This is a genomic window from Oceanobacillus halophilus (assembly GCF_003628505.1).
Lineage (GTDB): Bacteria > Bacillota > Bacilli > Bacillales > Amphibacillaceae > Oceanobacillus > Oceanobacillus halophilus.
The window spans coordinates 227,651-246,453 of the sequence record NZ_RBZP01000002.1; the positions used below are offsets into that span (position 1 = coordinate 227,651).

Sequence of the window (18,803 nt, forward strand, 5' to 3'; positions counted from 1 at the left end):
GTTGCTACTAACTATATCGAAATTGATAGAAACTCCGAATATATTTAATTAAGAATAAATAACTAATGGAGCGATTCGTTAACACCGCTACGGAAATACACTCCGCTTTCCGCGGGGAGCTGGTGAGCCTCCTTCGTGCTGTCGCACTACGTAGTCTCACCGATGCTCTTCTTCCCGCAGGAGGCTCCGTGTATTTCCTTCGCTAATTTGGTGCTTTATAACTTCCAAGCATGTTATAAAGACTCTATAGATATAGATAAGGCTACCACTATTAAGCAGGTTGATTGGAGCGGAGGGCAGTCGACTCCTGCGGGAAGATAGGCCTAGATGAGACCCCGCAGTGCGGTAGCACGAGGAGGCTCATCAGCCGCCCGCGGAAAGCGACTGCCCGGAGCGGAAATCAACAAGGCACTACATTTATCTTTAATTAAAGTAATTCACAGTTTATACAAAATGCGTCCTAACTATAAAAAGCAACAAATCTTTTCCGTGTAACGATTAACCGCAGTCCCAATATATTAGAGTATTTTCTTATTTAAAAGCTCTGGTTGCTTCGATGGCTTTTTTCCATCCTTGGTAAAGTTCCTTTCGTTCTTCCTCTTCCATCTTGTAGGTAAATGTTTGTTCATGCTGCCAAAGTTTTTCTATTTCTTCTTTACTTTCCCAGAAACCTACTGCTAACCCTGCCAGATAAGCAGAACCTAATGCAGTTGTTTCCTGAACTACTGGTCGTTCCACTGGCACTCGGAGCATATCGCTTTGAAATTGCATCAATAAGTCGTTTTTCACGGCTCCACCATCAACGCGTAAAGCCTTTAAATCAATGCCGGCGTCGGCAATCATCGCATCGAGCACATCTTTTGTCTGGTAGGCGAGTGATTCTAAAGTAGCTCGAATGAAATGCTCTTTTGTTGTCCCTCGAGTTAAGCCAAATACTGCCCCTCTTGCTTCGCTATCCCAGTAAGGTGTTCCTAAACCAACAAATGCCGGTACCATATAAACCCCTTCCGTGGAATCGACTTTAGCAGCATAGTCTTCTGCTTGTGGAGATTGACGAATCATTCGCATTCCATCTCTTAACCACTGAATAGCAGAACCAGCTACAAATATACTACCTTCAAGCGCATACTCTACCTTTCCATCCACACTCCATGCCAGTGTTGTAAGTAAACCGTGTTCAGATTTCACTCCTTCATCTCCTGTATTCATTAACATAAAACATCCTGTTCCATAGGTGTTCTTCGCCATTCCTTTTTCAAAACATGCTTGCCCAAATAATGCTGCCTGTTGATCCCCTGCAATGCCAGCAATTGGTATTTCATGACCAAAAAAATGATGTGTTACAGTTGTTGCGTAAACTTCCGAGGACTGTCTTACCTCCGGGAGCATGTTTTTCGGAATAGTTAGCATTTCTAAAAGTTCATCATCCCACTTTAAGTCATATATATTAAATAGTAACGTTCGGGATGCATTGGAGTAATCAGTCACATGCACCTTTCCCCCAGAAAGCCTGTAAACAAGCCACGTATCAATGGTGCCAAACAGCAGTTCACCATTATCAGCTTTCGCTCTAACCCCGTCTACATTATCTAATATCCATTTCACTTTCGTTCCTGAAAAATATGGATCAATTAAGAGTCCTGTTTTTTCTTGAATCTTTTCTTCGTGTCCTGCATCTTTTAATTCCTGACAAATTCCTTCTGTTTGACGTGACTGCCAGACAATCGCTTTATAAACTGGCCTTCCCGTATGTTTATCCCATACAACCGTTGTCTCTCTCTGATTGGTAATTCCAATTCCTGCAATTTGATTCGGGCTTACATTTGCCTTTCTTAACACATCAGCAATGCACGAAAGAACACTCGTCCATATCTCATTTGCATCATGCTCCACCCAACCCGGCTGGGGGAAAAATTGCTCAAATTCACGCTGTGCTGAGTTTACTACCTGACCTTCATGATTAAAGATAATGGCGCGAGAACTTGTTGTACCCTGGTCAATCGATAGAATGAATTGTTCACTCATATTAATAAATACTCCTTCCATATTTGATTGCGTTTACAGTTGTTAGTTATTACCATTATACGATGAATTAGCTTATGTTAATAATTTTTTTATTTATTTAATACGGTGATCATTTAAGCATTCTCGCCAAACTATTAATTTAATTGAAAAAGGAAAACCTTAAAATTATGCCTTGAAATTTGTTATGCGGTTAATCAAACACTAGATGAAAAATTCTGGAAGGAAAGGAAGAAGGATATAAAGTGAAAAATCATAAGACTAAATGAACAGAAATAAAATAAAGCAAATAACTTGGAAATAGAGGCTGAGACGAAAGTAATTTTTTCATAGGAAAACTGAACATGATTTGGTAGGTGCATAAATACCGCTCCGGAAAAATACTTCGCTATGTAGCACATTGTTCATTTTCTTAGTTAAACACTTTAGTTATGTCCCAACCTCATTATAAGAGACCTTCTTCAAGTTTTATCGATTATCAATTTTTTCCGGATACATATCATGATTCATCATACGATGCTCTGCCATTTTTTCATACTTTGTTCCTGGTTTGCCATAATTACAATATGGATCAATAGAAATTCCCCCACGTGGAGTAAACTTCCCCCATACTTCGATGTAGCGAGGATTCATTTTTTTTATGAGGTCATTCATAATGATATTCATCGTATCTTCATGAAAGGCCCCATGATTTCGGAAACTAAATAAATATAATTTTAAAGACTTGCTTTCTACCATTTTAATATCAGGAATATAACTGATGTATACTGTAGCAAAATCTGGCTGATTTGTAATCGGACACAATGCTGTGAATTCTGGACAATTAAATTTTACAAAGTAATCCCTGTTTGGATGCTTATTGTCAAATGTTTCTATAACATCTGGATTATATTCGAAATTGTAGGATGTACCTTGATTACCTAATAACGTTAAATCCGCTAGTTGATCTTCATTTTTCATTGTATATTTTCCTCCTAAAAGTGTGTGTTCAAAAAGGAGGATAAAAAGGACCGAGAAGTTCGAGGCGGCGTAGCTTTGAACAGCGGAAAAGCAAGCCAACGAGCTTTTACAGGATGTAGTGACTTTGACGTTCGGCACAGGACGTGTCGGCACTTAGTCGAAAGCCCCCTAATCGATGTGTCATTTTTACCGGACTTTTTGAACACCTATAAAAAGATAAATGCCATGCACCGCTAAGGTACATGGCATCTAACCTTAGTTTTTTATAGAGGGTTTATACTAAGAACCTCTCCTTATGAATCTCTGTCTATTATATATAGGAAGAAAAACTGTGTCAATGTTCCAGTAAATACCATTTAACAATTCAACTTATCGCAAACGCTTTAAATTGACACAAATTGTTACGATTTTCACAAACTGTATTACTATTTTTTGTGTTAGAATGAATACAGAAATAGTTGTTCACTAATTCACAAAAGCAACTATTAATATTCATTTAATTTAATTAGGAGGGTTATCAAATGACTCTAGCTTCTCAAGAAAAATTAGGTTTCAAAGGCGGCAAATGGCAAACAGAAATTAATGTCAGAGATTTTATTATGAATAATGTTACTCCTTACGTTGGTGATGAAAGCTTTCTAACTGGGCCAACAAAAGCGACACTTGATTTATGGGATCATGTGATGGACTTAACAAAGAAAGAACGTGAAAATGGTGGAGTTCTAGATATGGATACTAAAATTGTTTCCACTATCACTTCACACGGACCAGGTTATTTAGATAAAGATAAAGAAAAAATTGTTGGTGTCCAAACCGATGAACCATTCAAACGTTCCTTACAGCCATTTGGCGGAATTCGCATGGCAGTTGGCGCAGCTGAAGCTTATGGCTTTGAAGTGGATGAAGAAGTACAACATATATTTACCGAATATCGTAAAACCCACAACCAAGGTGTATTTGATGCCTATACACCAGAAATGAGAGCAGCAAGAAGTGCCGGAATTATCACTGGTCTACCAGATGCTTATGGGCGTGGTCGTATTATTGGTGATTATCGTCGTGTAGCACTATACGGTGTTGATAGATTAATTGAAGATAAGAAAGAACAACTTTCAGAAGTTGGAGCAAATGGTGTTATGTCACCAGATGTTATTCGTGATAGAGAAGAAATCTCTGAACAAATTCGTGCCCTAAATGAGCTTAAACAATTAGGCGAAACTTACGGCTTTGATATTTCTAAACCAGCAACGAATGCGAAAGAAGCATTTCAATGGTTATATCTAGGGTACCTAGCAGCCATTAAGGAACAAAATGGTGCAGCGATGAGTTTAGGAAGAGTTTCTACATTCTTAGATATTTATATTGATCGTGACATTTTAAATGGCGTTCTGACTGAAGAAGAAGCACAAGAAATTGTGGACCATTTTGTCATGAAACTTCGCTTAGTGAAATTTTCTAGAACACCTGAATATAACGAACTTTACAGTGGAGACCCTACTTGGGTAACAGAATCTATCGGTGGGATTGCCAAAGATGGTACACCATTAGTAACGAAAAGCTCTTATCGTTTCTTGCATACGTTAGATAACTTAGGGCCAGCACCAGAGCCAAACTTAACTGTACTTTGGTCTGAAAGTTTACCTTCTAACTTTAAACGTTATTGTGCAAACATGTCTATTAAAACAAGCTCTATCCAGTATGAAAATGATGATTTAATGCGTGACATCTATGGTGATGACTACGGAATTGCTTGCTGTGTATCCGCCATGGCAATCGGTAAACAAATGCAATTCTTTGGTGCAAGAGCGAACTTGGCTAAAGCACTTCTTTACGCAATCAATGGTGGAGTTGATGAAAAATCATTGAAACAGATTGCTCCACACTATGCACCAATTACTTCTGATTACTTGAATTATGAGGAAGTAATGGAAAAATTTGATGTCATGATGGACTGGTTAGCGGACCTTTACGTAAACACATTAAATGTCATTCACTACATGCATGATAAGTACAGCTATGAACGAATTGAGATGGCCTTACATGATAAAGAAATCTTACGTACCCTAGCTTGCGGTATTGCTGGTTTATCTGTTGCAGCTGACTCACTCAGTGCGATTAAATATGCAAAAGTAAAAGTATTGCGTAACGAACAAGGCTATGCAGTTGATTATGAAATAGATGGAGATTACCCTAAATACGGTAATAACGATAACCGTGTGGATGATATTGCAGTGAATCTTGTTAAATCATTCATGAAGAAAGTTAGAAAACATCATACGTACAGAAATTCAGTTCCAACTCAATCCATCTTAACCATTACTTCTAATGTGGTTTATGGGAAGAAAACAGGAAGCACTCCTGATGGAAGAGAAGCAGGAAAACCATTTGCTCCTGGTGCAAACCCAATGCATGGGCGTGATCAAAAAGGTGCATTAGCATCCTTAAGCTCTGTTGCTAAATTGCCATATGAATATTCACTAGATGGTATCAGTAACACATTCTCTATTGTTCCTAAAGCACTAGGAAAAGATGAAGAAACAAGAAAAAATAATTTAGTTGCTATGTTAGACGGTTATACGATGAAAGGTGGACACCACCTAAACGTAAACGTATTTGACCGTGAAACATTATTGGATGCAATGGAACATCCAGAAGAATACCCACAATTAACCATTCGTGTATCTGGGTATGCGGTAAACTTTATTAAACTAACAAGAGAACAACAAATAGATGTAATTAACCGTACGTTCCATGAAAATCGTTAATTTATCATACAATCAGAGGGAGAGTATTTCTCCCTCTAGCAAATTCTTAAGCTAGGAAATATTGGGGAGGTTTTTAATATGAAAGGACGTATACATTCAGTAGAAACATGTGGAACAGTAGATGGACCAGGTCTTCGCTATGTCATCTTTACGCAAGGCTGTCCTCTACGCTGCCAATTTTGCCACAATCCCGATACATGGAAAATGGGCGACGGCAAAGTCGTAACCGTAGATGAAATGGTTGAGGACATTTTAAATTACCTCCCCTTTTTCCAAGCATCCGGTGGTGGAGTAACCGTTAGTGGTGGTGAACCATTACTTCAAAGCAAATTTTTAATAGAATTATTTAAAGAATTGAAGAAACATGGGGTTCATACAACCATTGACACTGCAGGTGGTTGTTTTACCAAGTCTCCTAGTTTTCTAGAAACACTTGATGAGTTACTGAAATTAACAGATCTTGTCATGCTGGATATCAAACAAATTAATCCAGAAAAACATAAAGTTTTAACTGGTATGTCAAACGAACATATTCTTGAATTTGCCAACTACCTCAAAGAAAAACAAGTTCCTATCTGGGTTCGCCACGTATTAATACCCGAACGAAGCGATTATGATGAAGACTTGAAAGGGTTAGCTGGTTTTATCAGTACGCTATCCAATGTTGAAAGAGTGGAAGTTCTCCCATACCATAAGCTCGGTGTTTATAAGTGGGAAAACCTTGGATTAAATTACCCATTAGAAGGTATTGAAGCCCCATCCGCAGAACGAGTTGAAAATGCAGAACGGATATTGGGAGAATCGATAAAAAAAATAGCACAACATGCATAAATAAGTGTAGACCCCAGAAGGAGGAATTCTTCTGGGGTTGATTGTTTTATAGGTCGGTCTACGGGGCAGTTTAGGGCTCGTGCTATTGTCTCATAGAACTACTCAGGAGTTATAGGTGTTACCATACTAGTTTATCTTGTCAATTACTCACCTCATTACAGATCCACCTGATATTTTCACCGATTCTCCTACAATGTTGGCTGCAGCATCAGTCAGCAGAAAGGCAATGGTGTTGGCAACTTCTTCTGGTGATGAAATACGGCCTGATGGAATGCTTTTATTAGCAACGGTATATTGTTCTTCAAAACTTCTACCCTCTTTGATTCCCTTTTTTCGAATAGATTCTTTTCCCATCTCTGTTTCCACATATCCCGGACATACCGCATTGACACGTACTCCATGTTGAATGGCTTCTAAGGCAAATGATTGGGTAAAACCAATCAATGCGAATTTCGATCCGCAATAAGCAGTCCCACCATAAGTGCCACGAAGACCGGATAAAGAAGCTACATTCACAACTGATCCTTCTTTTCTATCCTTCATAGTCGAGTAGATTTTCTTCGTTAATAGAATTGGTACCGTATAGTTCACATGCATTACTTTCTCCAGTTGTTCGATTGTCATGTCCTCCACAATTGCACTGTTTCCTAATACCCCTGCAGAGTTAACAAGATGGGATACGAACCCATTTGCACTTTCAGCAGCCTCAACAAGCTGATCCAGTTCTGCTGAATTCGTCAAATCTGCTGAGACAACCAACACCTTCGCATCGGAATTTTCATTTAAAATCTCTTCTTTTAATTGTTGAAGCACCTCCTCCCGTCTTCCAGTAATCGTAATTGCAGCACCCATACCAGCAAGTACCTTTGCTGTTTCATATCCAATTCCACCAGTAGCACCCGTAATTAATGCATGTTTTCCGACTAACGCATCCTTTGAAAATAGACTCATATGTATCCTCCTTTAATCACTTATATATCTATTGTAACGAAAAAATCCTCTCTGTATGGAAACAAAGAGGATTTTGTTTGTTACTATTTAAACACCCTTGAATGCTTTTCGATAAATGTCCGCTAATTCTGTAACGAGTGGCAATTTTGGATTTGCTGTTGTACATTGATCTTCAAATGCCTTATCAGCTAGATCATCTACTTTTGCTTCAAATTCTTTTTTGTTTACTCCATTTGCTTCAATGCTCATTGGAATATCAAGTTCTTTTGCTAGTTTAATAATAGCCTGAACAAGGCTTTCTACGCCTTCTTCCGTTGTTCTAGCTGGCAACCCTAGAATCTTAGATATTTCTGCGTAACGTTCGTCCGCAACAAAATATTCGTATTTAGGGAAGGAAACAAATTTCGTTGGTTTTGTTGCATTATATCGAACCACATGCGGTAATAATATCGCATTTGCTCGTCCATGGGCAATGTGGAATTCTCCGCCTAATTTATGTGCCAAACTATGGTTGATGCCTAAAAATGCGTTAGCAAAGGCCATTCCAGCAATGGTTGATGCATTATGCATTTTTTCTCTTGCTTTTTCATTTCCACCATCATGATAAGCCTGTGGCAGATATTCAAATACAAGCTGAATGGCTTTCATCGCTAACCCATCTGTATAATCATTCGCCATGTTTGAGACATATGCTTCAAGCGCATGAGTTAATACGTCCATACCTGTATCAGCTGTAACAGTCTTAGGTACGGTCATCACAAATTGCGGATCGATAATTGCCACATCTGGTGTTAATTCATAATCAGCAAGTGGATATTTAATGTTGTTTTCTTTATCGGTAATAACGGAAAAAGAAGTTACTTCTGATCCTGTACCAGAAGTTGTTGGAATGCCAACAAATTGAGCACGTTGACCTAAATCTGGATATTTATAAATTCGTTTACGGATATCCATGAATTTTTGTTTTATACCATTAAAATCAGTATCCGGATGCTCGTAAAATAACCACATACCTTTCGCCGCATCCATAGCAGAACCCCCACCTAAAGCGATGATTACATCAGGCTCAAACTCTTTCATGGCATTCGCTCCACGCATAACCGTTTCCTTAGAAGGATCAGGCTCTACATCAGAAATAATCTTACAATGTACATAATCCGGACGTTTTCGTAGGTAGTACAGTACTTTTTCTACGTATCCTAGCTCTACCATCATGGAATCAGTAACAATCATTGCCTTAGAAATATTTGGCATTTTCTCTAAATATTTGACGGCATTTTTTTCAAAGTAGATTTTTGGCGGAACCTTAAACCATTGCATGTTCACATTTCTTTTCGCCATCTTTTTCACATTGAACAAGTGAACGGTCCCAACATTACTTGATACAGAATTCCCACCGTAAGAACCACAACCAAGAGTTAAGGAAGGCATATACGCATTATAAATATCACCAATAGCACCTTGAGAAGATGGCTGATTCACAATTAATCGCCCAGCTTTCATACGCAGGCTAAATTCAGTGATAACATCTTGATTTTCAGAATGAAGTACTGCTGAGTGTCCTAGCCCACCAAATTCCAGCATTTCTTCACTGCGCTGTAACCCTTCTTCAGAACCATTTACTTTATAGCAAGCAAGAACAGGACTTAATTTTTCTCTAGATAATGGGTGGTCATGACCAACACCAGTTAATTCTGCTATTAATATTTTCGTATTTTCAGGTACGGTAACACCAGCCATTTTTGCAATTCTCGAAGCTCTCATACCTACAATAGAAGGATTAACTGCACAGGTATCTTCATTAATGACTAATTTCTCTACTTTTGCCTTTTCAGCTTCATTTAGGAAATAGCAATTATTATCTATCATTTCTTGTTTTACTTTTTCATAAATTGGTTTATCGATTATTACTGCTTGTTCTGAAGCACAAATCATCCCATTATCAAATGTTTTCGATAAAATCAGGTCATTCACAGAGCGTTTAATATCAGCTGATTTCTCGATAAAACAAGGAACATTACCTGGGCCAACCCCTAATGCTGGCTTGCCTGAACTATAGGCTGATTTCACCATGCCAGCACCACCTGTAGCTAAAATAAGATTTATGTCATCATGTTTCATTAAAAGCTGTGTTTTGTCTAGGGATGGTTTTTCAATCCATTGAATACAATGCTCTGGTGCGCCTGCTTTAACTGCTGCTTCGTATAGGGTACGTGCTGCTTCTGAACTTGATTTTTGTGCACTTGGGTGGAAAGCAAAAATAATTGGGTTACCTGTTTTAATAGACACAAGTGCTTTAAACATGGTCGTAGACGTCGGATTCGTAATTGGCGTTATCCCAGCAATGACACCTATTGGTTCTGCAATTTCTACTGTACCTTCCAATTCATTCCTATTAATTACTCCAACAGTTCTATCGTACTTGATGTTATGATAAATATACTCCGTAGAAAAAATATTTTTTATGATTTTATCTTCATATACACCACGTTTCGTTTCTTCCACTGCCATTTTAGCTAACTTCATATGTTTATCTAAACCAGCAAGAGCCATCTGTTTTATAATTTCATTAATTTGATCTTGATCTAGCTTCTTTATTTCCTTTAATGCTTTCTGTCCATTTGCAACTAATACATCAATACTTTCACTTGCGGATTCTTTTTTTGTTTTTTCTGGTGCAGTTGTAATCATATGAAATCCTCCTTCTCATTTGTGAAACAGTGAACAATTATTTCTAAAAAAAATGGTATAGAATAGGAGTTTTTTATCTCTCTATCTATCTCCAAAAACATCATAACACCTGTTAACGTTTACAATTTCAGCTAAATATGACTAATTTGTGAAAATGTTCACAATTATTATTTATAATAACACAGTGGCAATAAGAAAAACCAAAAAATAGAAGCTTTACATTTCTAAAACTTACTTATCTAAAAGGCTCTTTTCGTATGGTTTATTACATCTTGAAGTTTTACAGTTGATAGAAATTGTTGATATATTTAATTCAGAATAGTTAGCGCTCGCTTACACTAATGAAAGTTTTGTACGATCACTCGCTCCGGCAGAATACTTCGCTTTCCGCGGGCACGGCCTCAGCCTCCCTCGCGGAAAAAGCGCCGCTGCGGGGTCTTCAGACTCGTGCTTTTCCCGCAGGAGTCTATGTATTCTTCCGCTATGTTAGATGGCCTAGATATTTTTATAGCTAAAGTCCATAATGTCACTTTTGGGATAGTTGTTCCTCGTATAAAATAAATTTATTTACTTAAAATCAAGTGAAGCAGAAGCTTAGCGGAGGAAATACACGGAGACTCCTTGAAAAAAGAAGAGCACTTTTTTCTGCGTGCGATGTTTTGCTGCCGTAGCGTTCCTTGTCCTGCGGGAAGAAAAGACTAAGTGAGACTACGGTGAGCGTTAGCTCGGAGTAGGCTCAGCAGCGCCCGCGGAAAGCGAAGTGTATTTCCGTAGCGGGTGTTAAGCATTATTATGAATTAAAGATATTAAAAGTTTATACAAAATAGAAAGTAAAGTCATGGTTAAAAGCAACAATCTTTAAAAAAGAGCCATCTAAAACGAATCAAAATAGAAATAATCAACATTATAAAGTAAAGTCTTTATCCGAAATAGAAAAATGCGCAAAGAGAAATCCGAACTTGATTAAACTAAAGTTCGGATTTCTCTTTGTTTATATGGTTATCTCCTTAAATAATACGAACGTTTACCATTCCAGAAATTTGGTTTATCTCTTTTTCCAAGTCTGGAATCGTATCACCATTAATTTTATTATCTATATCAATCATTGTATACGCATAATCCCCACGACTGCGATTGATCATATCTGCTATGTTTAAGTTATTGCTAGAGACAGCTGCAGTAATTTGACCAACCATATTTGGAACATTATGATGAAAGGCGGTTACACGACGTCTGCCTGTATAAGGTAAAGACGCATTAGGGAAATTAACCGAGTTTTTGATATTTCCTGTCTCCAGAAAATCTCGTACCTGACGAGTGGCCATCACAGCGCAATTCTCCTCTGACTCTTTAGTTGATGCTCCTAAGTGAGGTATTGGGACTGCATTTTTCATTTTTAATACTTGATCATTTGGGAAGTCGGTTATATATTTACCTACTTTTCCAGATTCTAATGCTGCTGCCATGTCGTCATCATTTACTAGTTCTCCTCTAGAAAAGTTAAATATATGAACGCCTGTTTTCATGTTTTGAAAAACTTCTTTATTAAACAAACCATTCGTATCATCTGTGAGTGGAACATGAACCGTAATATAATCCGCTTGCGCAAACAACTCATCTATAGACATTGCACGCTGGACGTTTCTAGATAGGTTCCAAGCTGTATTAACAGATATAAATGGATCAAAACCGATCACATCCATATCAAGGTCTAGTGCATCATTTGCGACAAGCGCACCAATATGTCCCAAACCAATAACGCCTAATGTTTTTCCTTTAATTTCACTGCCAATAAACTGTTTCTTCCCTGCTTCAACCAAACTTGGTACTTCTTCTCCCTTGCCTTGTAAGCTATTCACCCACTCTACACCTTTGAAAAGATTTCGAGAAGAAGCCATTAAAGAAGTCAACACTATTTCTTTTACGGCATTTGCATTAGCACCTGGCGTATTAAAAACAGCAATGCCTAATTCCGTACACGTTTCAATAGGAATATTATTTACCCCTGCACCAGCACGGGCAATTGCTTTTAAGTTATCTCCAAATGCATAGTCATGCATATTATAACTGCGAAGAACAATTGCATCTGGATTCTCACTGTCATTATCAATCTTGTAATCTGCTTCATTTAGAACATTTAACCCTCGTGCGGCGATGTTATTTAAGGTCTTAATGGATTTTGTTTGATCAATTGTTAATGTGCTCAACTTTTTCCCTCTCTCTTATTTATGTTTTTTCTCAAATTCCTTCATAAACGAAGCTAATGCTTCTACACCTTCCAAAGGCATTGCATTATAGATACTTGCGCGCATTCCCCCAACAGATCGGTGACCTTTTAGTGTTTCAAGCCCTGCAGCTTGTGCTTCTTCTATAAAACTAGCATCTATTTCTGCTGATGATGAAATAAATGGAATATTCATTAATGAACGGCTATTTTTTTGTACAGGAGAAGTAAATAACGAAGACTCCTCAATCGTATCATATATAATTTTAGCCTTTTGCTGGTTTCGTCTGGCCATTTCTTTTAATCCACCAAGTTTCTTCAACCATTCAAACACCAGTTTTGCCATGTAAATTCCATAAGTAGGTGGGGTATTATATAATGAACCACTATTACTATGTGTTTTATAATCAAGCATTGTAGGGCATGTATCAGACGCGTGACCAATTAAATTTTCACGTACAATAACAACCGTTAATCCTGCAGGTCCTATATTTTTCTGTGCTCCAGCATAAATTAACCCGAATTTCGATACGTCAAGTTCTTCCGATAAAATATTAGAAGACATATCTGCTACAAGTGGAACATCACCTGTATCTGGAATAGTAGAAAAATATGTTCCTTCAATCGTATTGTTTGTTGTAATATGCACGTAATCTGCTTCAGGGTCAAACATATCTTTACTAAGAGCTGGTATATAAGTAAAATTCTTATCTTCTGATGATGCTACTACACGAATGTCACCAAATTTCTTGGCTTCTTTTATTGCTTTCTTTGACCATGATCCTGTATTAACATAATCTGCTTTCCCGCTATTGTGAAGCAAGTTCATTGGAACCGTTGCAAATTGCTGGGAAGCACCTCCTTGTACGAAAAGGACTTTGTATTCATTTGGAATGGATAATAAATCTCTTAAAAGTTGTTCTGCTTCCATGATAATATTTGTAAACAATCCCGAACGGTGACTTAGTTCCATCACAGACATCCCAGAATTTTTATAATTAATCAATTCCTCTTGAGCTTTCTCCAATACAGGGAGAGGTAGCATAGAAGGACCAGCTGAAAAATTATATACCCTCTTCATTTCTTCACACCCTTATTCGTTTTATCTTGCCATTCTTGCAGTATTAAAATCTACTAATCAATAGTAAGTTTCAGCAATATGTTAGTTTCACTGATACTTTCTAACTTACTTATACTTATCCTTCTCCTGATAAACACAAAGAGGTAAGGAGAAAAACTCCTTACCTCTGCCCAGGCGAACGGCTACATCACTTGCCACATGCTCCCTCACGGTTATCCGTGTTTCGCCAGTTACATATGACAATTATATTTGCTTTAACAATATCAAATTATCTAACAATTATCAACCATAATTTTTATATTTTTTGACTTTAAAGTACTTTTATTAGTCTCTTTTCGTATTGTTTGTTGCTTTTTGAAGTTGTATAGTGGATAGAAACTTCTGATTTATTTAATTCAGAATAGTTATCTGTCGCTTACACTTATGAATGTTTTCTGCTGTCATTCGCTCCGGCAGAAAACTTGCGGTTCGCGGGCACGGCTTCAGCCTCCCTCGCGGAAAAACCAGAACTGCACCTGCATCTACTAGTAACGCTCCGAAGTAGGCTTCCTCGGCGCAAGGGCCAAAGGAGCTTAATCAAGTAGTTCCCTCGCTGCTCAGGTCTGGACTTGTGCTTTTCCTGCAGGACAAGGAAGGCTTCGTCAGCATTACATCGCACAAAGAAAATTGCCTTTTATTTCGAGGAGTCTACGAATTCTGCCTCCGCTGAGTTAGATGGCCTAGATATTTTTATAGCTAAAGTCCATAATGTCACGTTTGGGATAGTTGTTCCTCGTATAGCAGGGACTTAGCGGAGGAAATACACGGAGACTCCTTGAAAAAAGAAGACCACTTTTTTCTGCGTGCGATGATTCGCTACCGAAGCGTTCCTTGTCCTGCGGGAAGAAGAGCATCGGTGAGACTGCTTTGTGCGTCAGCACGAAGGAGGCTCACCAGCTCCCCGCGGAAAGCGAAGTGTATTTCCGTAGCGGATAATAAGCACTATTCTGAATTAAAGATATTAAAAGTCTATATAAAATACAAAGTAAAGTCATGTTAAAAAGCAACAATCTACTAGAATTTGCATAAGACCCGCTAGAGTATAGCTAGTCAACTAACCAGTTTTGAACCACTTAATTAGGCATAGTTGCAACAGTACTCATACCCCACTCATGAATTTCATATCCTCTTGCCCCACTTGTAACATATGGATCTTTCTTTACTATTTCTTCTACTTCATCTTTCGTATCTGCAATATAAATAACTAATCCCCCTGAACCATCTACAAATGGACCTTTAGCAAAAACTTTTCCTTCCCTTTCCTTTACAGCTAAATATTCAAGATGTGCTGGTCGAAAGGATTTATTTTTCTCTTCATTTTTCATAGGTGAATAAACAGCAAAGTACTTCATATTAATTTCCCTCTCTGTATGTATGTTTTCTACTATATTATACGCCATTCCTGTACCTATTAATAGACAAAACAAACTCTCATCAACCACTAATTAAGAGATTGTGAGAGTTAAAAGATTTATTCACTTACCTTCACCTCGTATGTTCTTAACCAATAATCGATTTGGCAAAGATGAGCAATCAGCTGTGGTCCTCTCATCAGCTGACCATACCAAGGATCTCTAAATTCAGTTCCTTCACTTTTTACAATGGCCTCCACTTTATCACGTTTCATAAATTCAAATAATGGTGAAGAGGAATCAGCTAAAATATCTTCCATCCATGTGGTAACTTGCTTTGTATATTCAGGCTGGAATGTGCGAGGGTATGGGCTCTTCTTACGATATAAGATTTCATTTGGCAGAATTCCTTCTAATGCTTTTCGTAAAATCCCTTTTTCTCGGCCTTCCAAAGTTTTCATTTCCCAAGGAATATTCCATACATATTCTACTAATTTGTGATCTGCAAAAGGAACGCGAACTTCAAGACTTGCTCCCATACTCATCCGATCCTTCCGATCCAAAAGTTGTGCCATAAACCAGTGCATATTTAGATAGAACAGTTCTCTTCTTCTTGAATCATTCTCACTTTCACCATCTAATTTGGGGGTTTCAGCAATTGTTTCTTTGTAACGATCATACACATAAGTCTTCAAATCTAACTTTTTTTGCCATTCTGGATGCAGTAAATCAATTCTTGAATCCAATGATTTCATCCAAGGAAATCCACCTTCTGCTGCTGTTGGGTCATGAAACCAAGGATAGCCCCCAAATATCTCATCCGCACATTCACCAGACAATGAAACAGTCGTATGATTTTTGATACGATGACATAACCATAATAAAGAAGAATCAATATCCGCTTGCCCTGGTTGGTCCCTCAGTATAACAGTTTCTTTTAATAAATCTGCAAGATCAAATCCTGATATAACTTCATCATGATGCTCTGTTCCAAAGTGTTTTACCATTTTTTCTATAAATGGTCTGTCATTGGAAGGTTGAAATTTACTTGATTTAAAATGTTTGTCATTATCTTCATAGTCAATAGAAAATGTTGCTAACGCTTCTTTTCCCTGTCTTTCAAAATAATTAGCAGCTATAGCGGTGATGGCACTGGAATCCACCCCACCAGACAGAAAAGTTGAAACAGGAACATCTGCCACTAATTGACGCTCCACCGCATCAACAAATAATTCTTTTACCTTTTCTGCTGTATCTTCTAAATTATCCGGATGCTCTTTGCTCTCCATATTCCAATAACGCCATACTTTTAAACCATTATGTTTGGAAAAGGTTAGAGAATGACCTGCACGCAATTCCTTTATCCCTTTAAAAAGTCCATGACCAGGCGTTCTGGAAGGTCCCAATCCAAAGATTTCCGATAAGCCGCTGCGATCTACTTCTGCATGAACATTTAGATGCGCCAAGATGGCTTTTAGTTCAGAGCCAAAAATGAACCGTCCCGGAACTTCATGATAAAATAACGGCTTTACGCCCATACGGTCTCTTGACATGAATAGCTGCTCTTTTTCTTCATCCCAAACACCGAATGCATAAATGCCATTTAAGTATTTCACACAGTTTTCTTTCCATTCCATATAAGCAGTAAGTAAGACTTCCGTATCTGATGTTGTGGTGAACGTATAGCCTTTTTGGACTAAATCTTTACGAAGTTCTTCTGTATTATATAGTTCGCCATTATATATAATCGTGTAGGACACCCCATTTTTTTCTTTTTTCATTGGCTGTCTTCCACCTTCTAGGTCGACTACTGATAGTCGCTTGTGACCAAAACCTACATGTCGGTCTAACCATAACCCTGTGTCATCTGGCCCGCGATGTGCTAGAGTATTTGTCATTTTTTCTACTATCTTTTGAGAAGATCTAACATCTTTTTTCCATTCAACTAATCCTGTTATCCCACACATTCCAATCAACTCTTTCCTTTAGGCTACCAACTATCCTATGCGCCTCTACAAAGAAAGGTGTCAATTATTTTATTTGGATCTGTAGTTGTTCCGCAGAAAAGATTTCTCGAGAAACTATAAGTGTTTTCTAAATAGTAAAAAACACGAAGAATGGAGATGCTTCTTCGTGTTTTTTCTATCGATTCAATTTTTTTGTCCTTTTCTTTCAATTACCTCTATCTCGTCACCTCCACCTACGATAACTTTATCCGCCATATTAGTAAATAAGCCTGTCTCTACAACGCCCACCATTAATTTTAGTTGTTTATGTAGTTTCTCTGGTTCAAGAATTTCATTAAAGTAACAATCTAAAATATAATTGCCATTATCTGTTATATATATATCATTCTCTCTATGACGCAATTTCCATTCACAGCCTAAAGATTCGACTTCCTTTGCTGTCATTTCCCAGCCAAAAGGTAAAACTTCTACTGGTAAAGGAAATCTTCCAAGATGTTGAACCTTTTTCGATTGATCCACAATAATAATTAGTTCTTTTGCAGCCTGTGCAATAATCTTCTCACGAAAGAGTGCACCACCGCCGCCTTTTATTAAGTGTAGGTTTTCATCCACTTCATCCGCACCATCGATTGTAATATCTAAGCCTTCTACTTGAGAGAAGTCTGTTAAAGGTACCCCAAATTCCTTTGCCCAATCTCCAGTTAAATCGGAGGACGGAATACCTTCTACCTTTAATCCTTCCTCTTTCACCCGTTCACCTAATTTTTTCACCATCCAGTAAACCGTTGAGCCAGAACCTAACCCAATTTTCATGCCATCTTTTATATAATGAACAGCTTCTTCCCCTACTAGCTTTTTTAATTGGTCTTGTTTGCTTAACATGCTGATACCTCCTATCCAATATACTCTCATTATAGCTTATCTATTTACGGTTCTCCACGTTTCTACTAAACTTTTTGCAATCGTTTTTATCACTTTTTCGTTTTTGTCATAATGAAAATGGGATAACGGATTCCAACTGGTAATGATTCCACCTGCATTAACGGATATATCTTTTGTTACGGCTTGATTATAAGTTTCATTTATATGTTTTAAAGGGAAAGCGAGTACATCATCTTTATCATAAAAATTAATCCATTCTCCTTGAAGCTGGGGATATAGTTTTTTTATCTTATCGGAAGGAACGGTGATTGGTGCACCAAAATCAATATAGCGAAGAGACCATAATGCTAGTGGGCTTCCTGTTGTGTAAAACAAAGATAATGTTTCACATTGCTCTAATGGGGAGTTGCCAGTGCACTTCCTCGTTTCCAGTCCTCTTTTCTCTTTTTTATATTGAAGATCATAAAAATAATTACTAGCAACTACAGTACCTAAACTATGACTGATTACACAAAGTGGAGCATCTGGTCCAGCCTTCTCTTTTAATTCATTTATAGCAGATGCAACATATGCATGGACTTTATCATAATTTTGATTTGGCTGATTGGTTGGCTGGTATGCAATGGCATCTGCTAGAAATTCAATAACAAACCGTCTCAAACGTGCATAATCCAAATCTTCATTTGCCTTTAGTCGATTCCAAAGCTCCGCTTGTTCCTTTTCAAAAACAGTAGACCAATGAATTGGCTTAAATACGAAATATTTTTCATATGATTGTTTATCATTCAATTCTTTCCTAAACCTTTTTTCCAATTTGGAAATCATGGCATCAGCAAAATCCTCTTCCGGAGTTCCTGCCCCATGAAATATAGCAACAGCCAGCTTTTTTTTCATACATCCCACTCCCCTCTCCTATAAATCGTACGCTATCGCAAAACTTTAAAAAAGAGAAAAAATACCCATCCTTCCTTCGACAAAATTCGGGGAGTGACAGGCACCAAAAAGGAAGACTCACATTAAAATGAGTCTTCCTTTTCT

12 protein-coding genes, 1 pseudogene and 1 riboswitch are annotated in these 18,803 nt (G+C 37.7%); of the genes and pseudogenes, 3 read left to right on the forward strand and 10 right to left on the reverse strand.

Annotation, left to right across the window (positions count from 1 at the left end; all coding sequences use genetic code 11):
• Positions 1-531: 531 nt before the first annotated feature.
• On the reverse strand, positions 532-2,025 hold the full coding sequence (glpK, locus tag D8M06_RS05115) for a glycerol kinase GlpK (protein ID WP_121203281.1): 1,494 nt from the start codon (positions 2,023-2,025) through the stop codon (positions 532-534).
• A 121-nt stretch (positions 2,026-2,146) separates the two neighbouring features.
• Between glpK and D8M06_RS20110 the strand changes: the two are divergent.
• Positions 2,147-2,271 (forward strand): annotated as a pseudogene (locus tag D8M06_RS20110) (transcriptional regulator); the annotation flags it as partial.
• A gap of 219 nt (positions 2,272-2,490) precedes the next feature.
• On the opposite strand, the gene queF reads toward D8M06_RS20110, so the two are convergent.
• A complete protein-coding gene (queF, locus tag D8M06_RS05125) occupies positions 2,491-2,982 on the reverse strand; it encodes a preQ(1) synthase (protein ID WP_121203282.1) in 492 nt (163 codons plus the stop codon).
• A gap of 521 nt (positions 2,983-3,503) precedes the next feature.
• Here queF and pflB point away from each other — a divergent pair.
• On the forward strand, positions 3,504-5,747 hold the full coding sequence (gene pflB, locus D8M06_RS05130; RefSeq protein WP_121203283.1) for a formate C-acetyltransferase: 2,244 nt from the start codon (positions 3,504-3,506) through the stop codon (positions 5,745-5,747).
• Positions 5,748-5,825: 78 nt separating this feature from the next.
• The gene (pflA, locus tag D8M06_RS05135) at positions 5,826-6,578 is read left to right on the forward strand and encodes a pyruvate formate-lyase-activating protein (protein ID WP_121203284.1); all 753 of its coding nucleotides are present in this window, start codon (positions 5,826-5,828) and stop codon (positions 6,576-6,578) included.
• Positions 6,579-6,725: 147 nt separating this feature from the next.
• Here pflA and D8M06_RS05140 read toward each other — a convergent pair whose 3' ends face one another.
• From D8M06_RS05140 to D8M06_RS05175, 8 genes are all read right to left on the reverse strand, one after another.
• Entirely contained in the window at positions 6,726-7,529 is an 804-nt protein-coding gene (locus tag D8M06_RS05140) for an SDR family NAD(P)-dependent oxidoreductase (protein ID WP_121203285.1), read from the reverse strand.
• 87 nt (positions 7,530-7,616) lie between these two features.
• Complete coding sequence (adhE, locus tag D8M06_RS05145) at positions 7,617-10,220, reverse strand: bifunctional acetaldehyde-CoA/alcohol dehydrogenase (RefSeq protein WP_121203286.1); 2,604 nt, start codon at positions 10,218-10,220, stop codon at positions 7,617-7,619.
• 1,007 nt (positions 10,221-11,227) lie between these two features.
• Positions 11,228-12,427: a phosphoglycerate dehydrogenase gene (locus D8M06_RS05150; protein ID WP_121203287.1), complete on the reverse strand. Its 1,200-nt coding sequence runs from the start codon at positions 12,425-12,427 to the stop codon at positions 11,228-11,230.
• 15 nt (positions 12,428-12,442) lie between these two features.
• Positions 12,443-13,525, reverse strand: a complete 1,083-nt coding sequence (serC, locus tag D8M06_RS05155; protein WP_121203288.1) for a 3-phosphoserine/phosphohydroxythreonine transaminase — start codon at positions 13,523-13,525, stop codon at positions 12,443-12,445.
• A 161-nt stretch (positions 13,526-13,686) separates the two neighbouring features.
• A riboswitch (ZMP/ZTP riboswitch) is annotated at positions 13,687-13,769 on the reverse strand.
• A gap of 868 nt (positions 13,770-14,637) precedes the next feature.
• Positions 14,638-14,916: a YciI family protein gene (locus tag D8M06_RS05160; RefSeq protein WP_121203289.1), complete on the reverse strand. Its 279-nt coding sequence runs from the start codon at positions 14,914-14,916 to the stop codon at positions 14,638-14,640.
• A gap of 119 nt (positions 14,917-15,035) precedes the next feature.
• On the reverse strand, positions 15,036-16,883 hold the full coding sequence (gene asnB / locus D8M06_RS05165; protein ID WP_121203290.1) for an asparagine synthase (glutamine-hydrolyzing): 1,848 nt from the start codon (positions 16,881-16,883) through the stop codon (positions 15,036-15,038).
• 183 nt (positions 16,884-17,066) lie between these two features.
• Positions 17,067-17,765 (reverse strand): ribose-5-phosphate isomerase RpiA, encoded by a 699-nt coding sequence (rpiA, locus tag D8M06_RS05170; protein ID WP_121203291.1) that lies wholly within the window; start codon positions 17,763-17,765, stop codon positions 17,067-17,069.
• Positions 17,766-17,801: 36 nt separating this feature from the next.
• Positions 17,802-18,659 carry a chemotaxis protein gene (locus tag D8M06_RS05175; RefSeq protein WP_121203292.1) on the reverse strand — a complete coding sequence of 286 codons (858 nt, stop codon included), beginning with the start codon at positions 18,657-18,659 and terminating at the stop codon, positions 17,802-17,804.
• Positions 18,660-18,803 lie beyond the last annotated feature (144 nt).

Coding starts and splice junctions, on each gene's coding strand:
- D8M06_RS05140 (WP_121203285.1), bottom strand. CDS start 7,529: ATGAGTCTATTTTCAAAGGATGCGTTAGTCGGAAAACATGCATTAATT.
- pflA (WP_121203284.1), top strand. CDS start 5,826: ATGAAAGGACGTATACATTCAGTAGAAACATGTGGAACAGTAGATGGA.
- pflB (WP_121203283.1), top strand. CDS start 3,504: ATGACTCTAGCTTCTCAAGAAAAATTAGGTTTCAAAGGCGGCAAATGG.
- adhE (WP_121203286.1), bottom strand. CDS start 10,220: ATGATTACAACTGCACCAGAAAAAACAAAAAAAGAATCCGCAAGTGAA.
- asnB (WP_121203290.1), bottom strand. CDS start 16,883: ATGTGTGGGATAACAGGATTAGTTGAATGGAAAAAAGATGTTAGATCT.
- queF (WP_121203282.1), bottom strand. CDS start 2,982: ATGAAAAATGAAGATCAACTAGCGGATTTAACGTTATTAGGTAATCAA.
- D8M06_RS05160 (WP_121203289.1), bottom strand. CDS start 14,916: ATGAAGTACTTTGCTGTTTATTCACCTATGAAAAATGAAGAGAAAAAT.
- rpiA (WP_121203291.1), bottom strand. CDS start 17,765: ATGTTAAGCAAACAAGACCAATTAAAAAAGCTAGTAGGGGAAGAAGCT.
- D8M06_RS05175 (WP_121203292.1), bottom strand. CDS start 18,659: ATGAAAAAAAAGCTGGCTGTTGCTATATTTCATGGGGCAGGAACTCCG.
- serC (WP_121203288.1), bottom strand. CDS start 13,525: ATGAAGAGGGTATATAATTTTTCAGCTGGTCCTTCTATGCTACCTCTC.
- glpK (WP_121203281.1), bottom strand. CDS start 2,025: ATGAGTGAACAATTCATTCTATCGATTGACCAGGGTACAACAAGTTCT.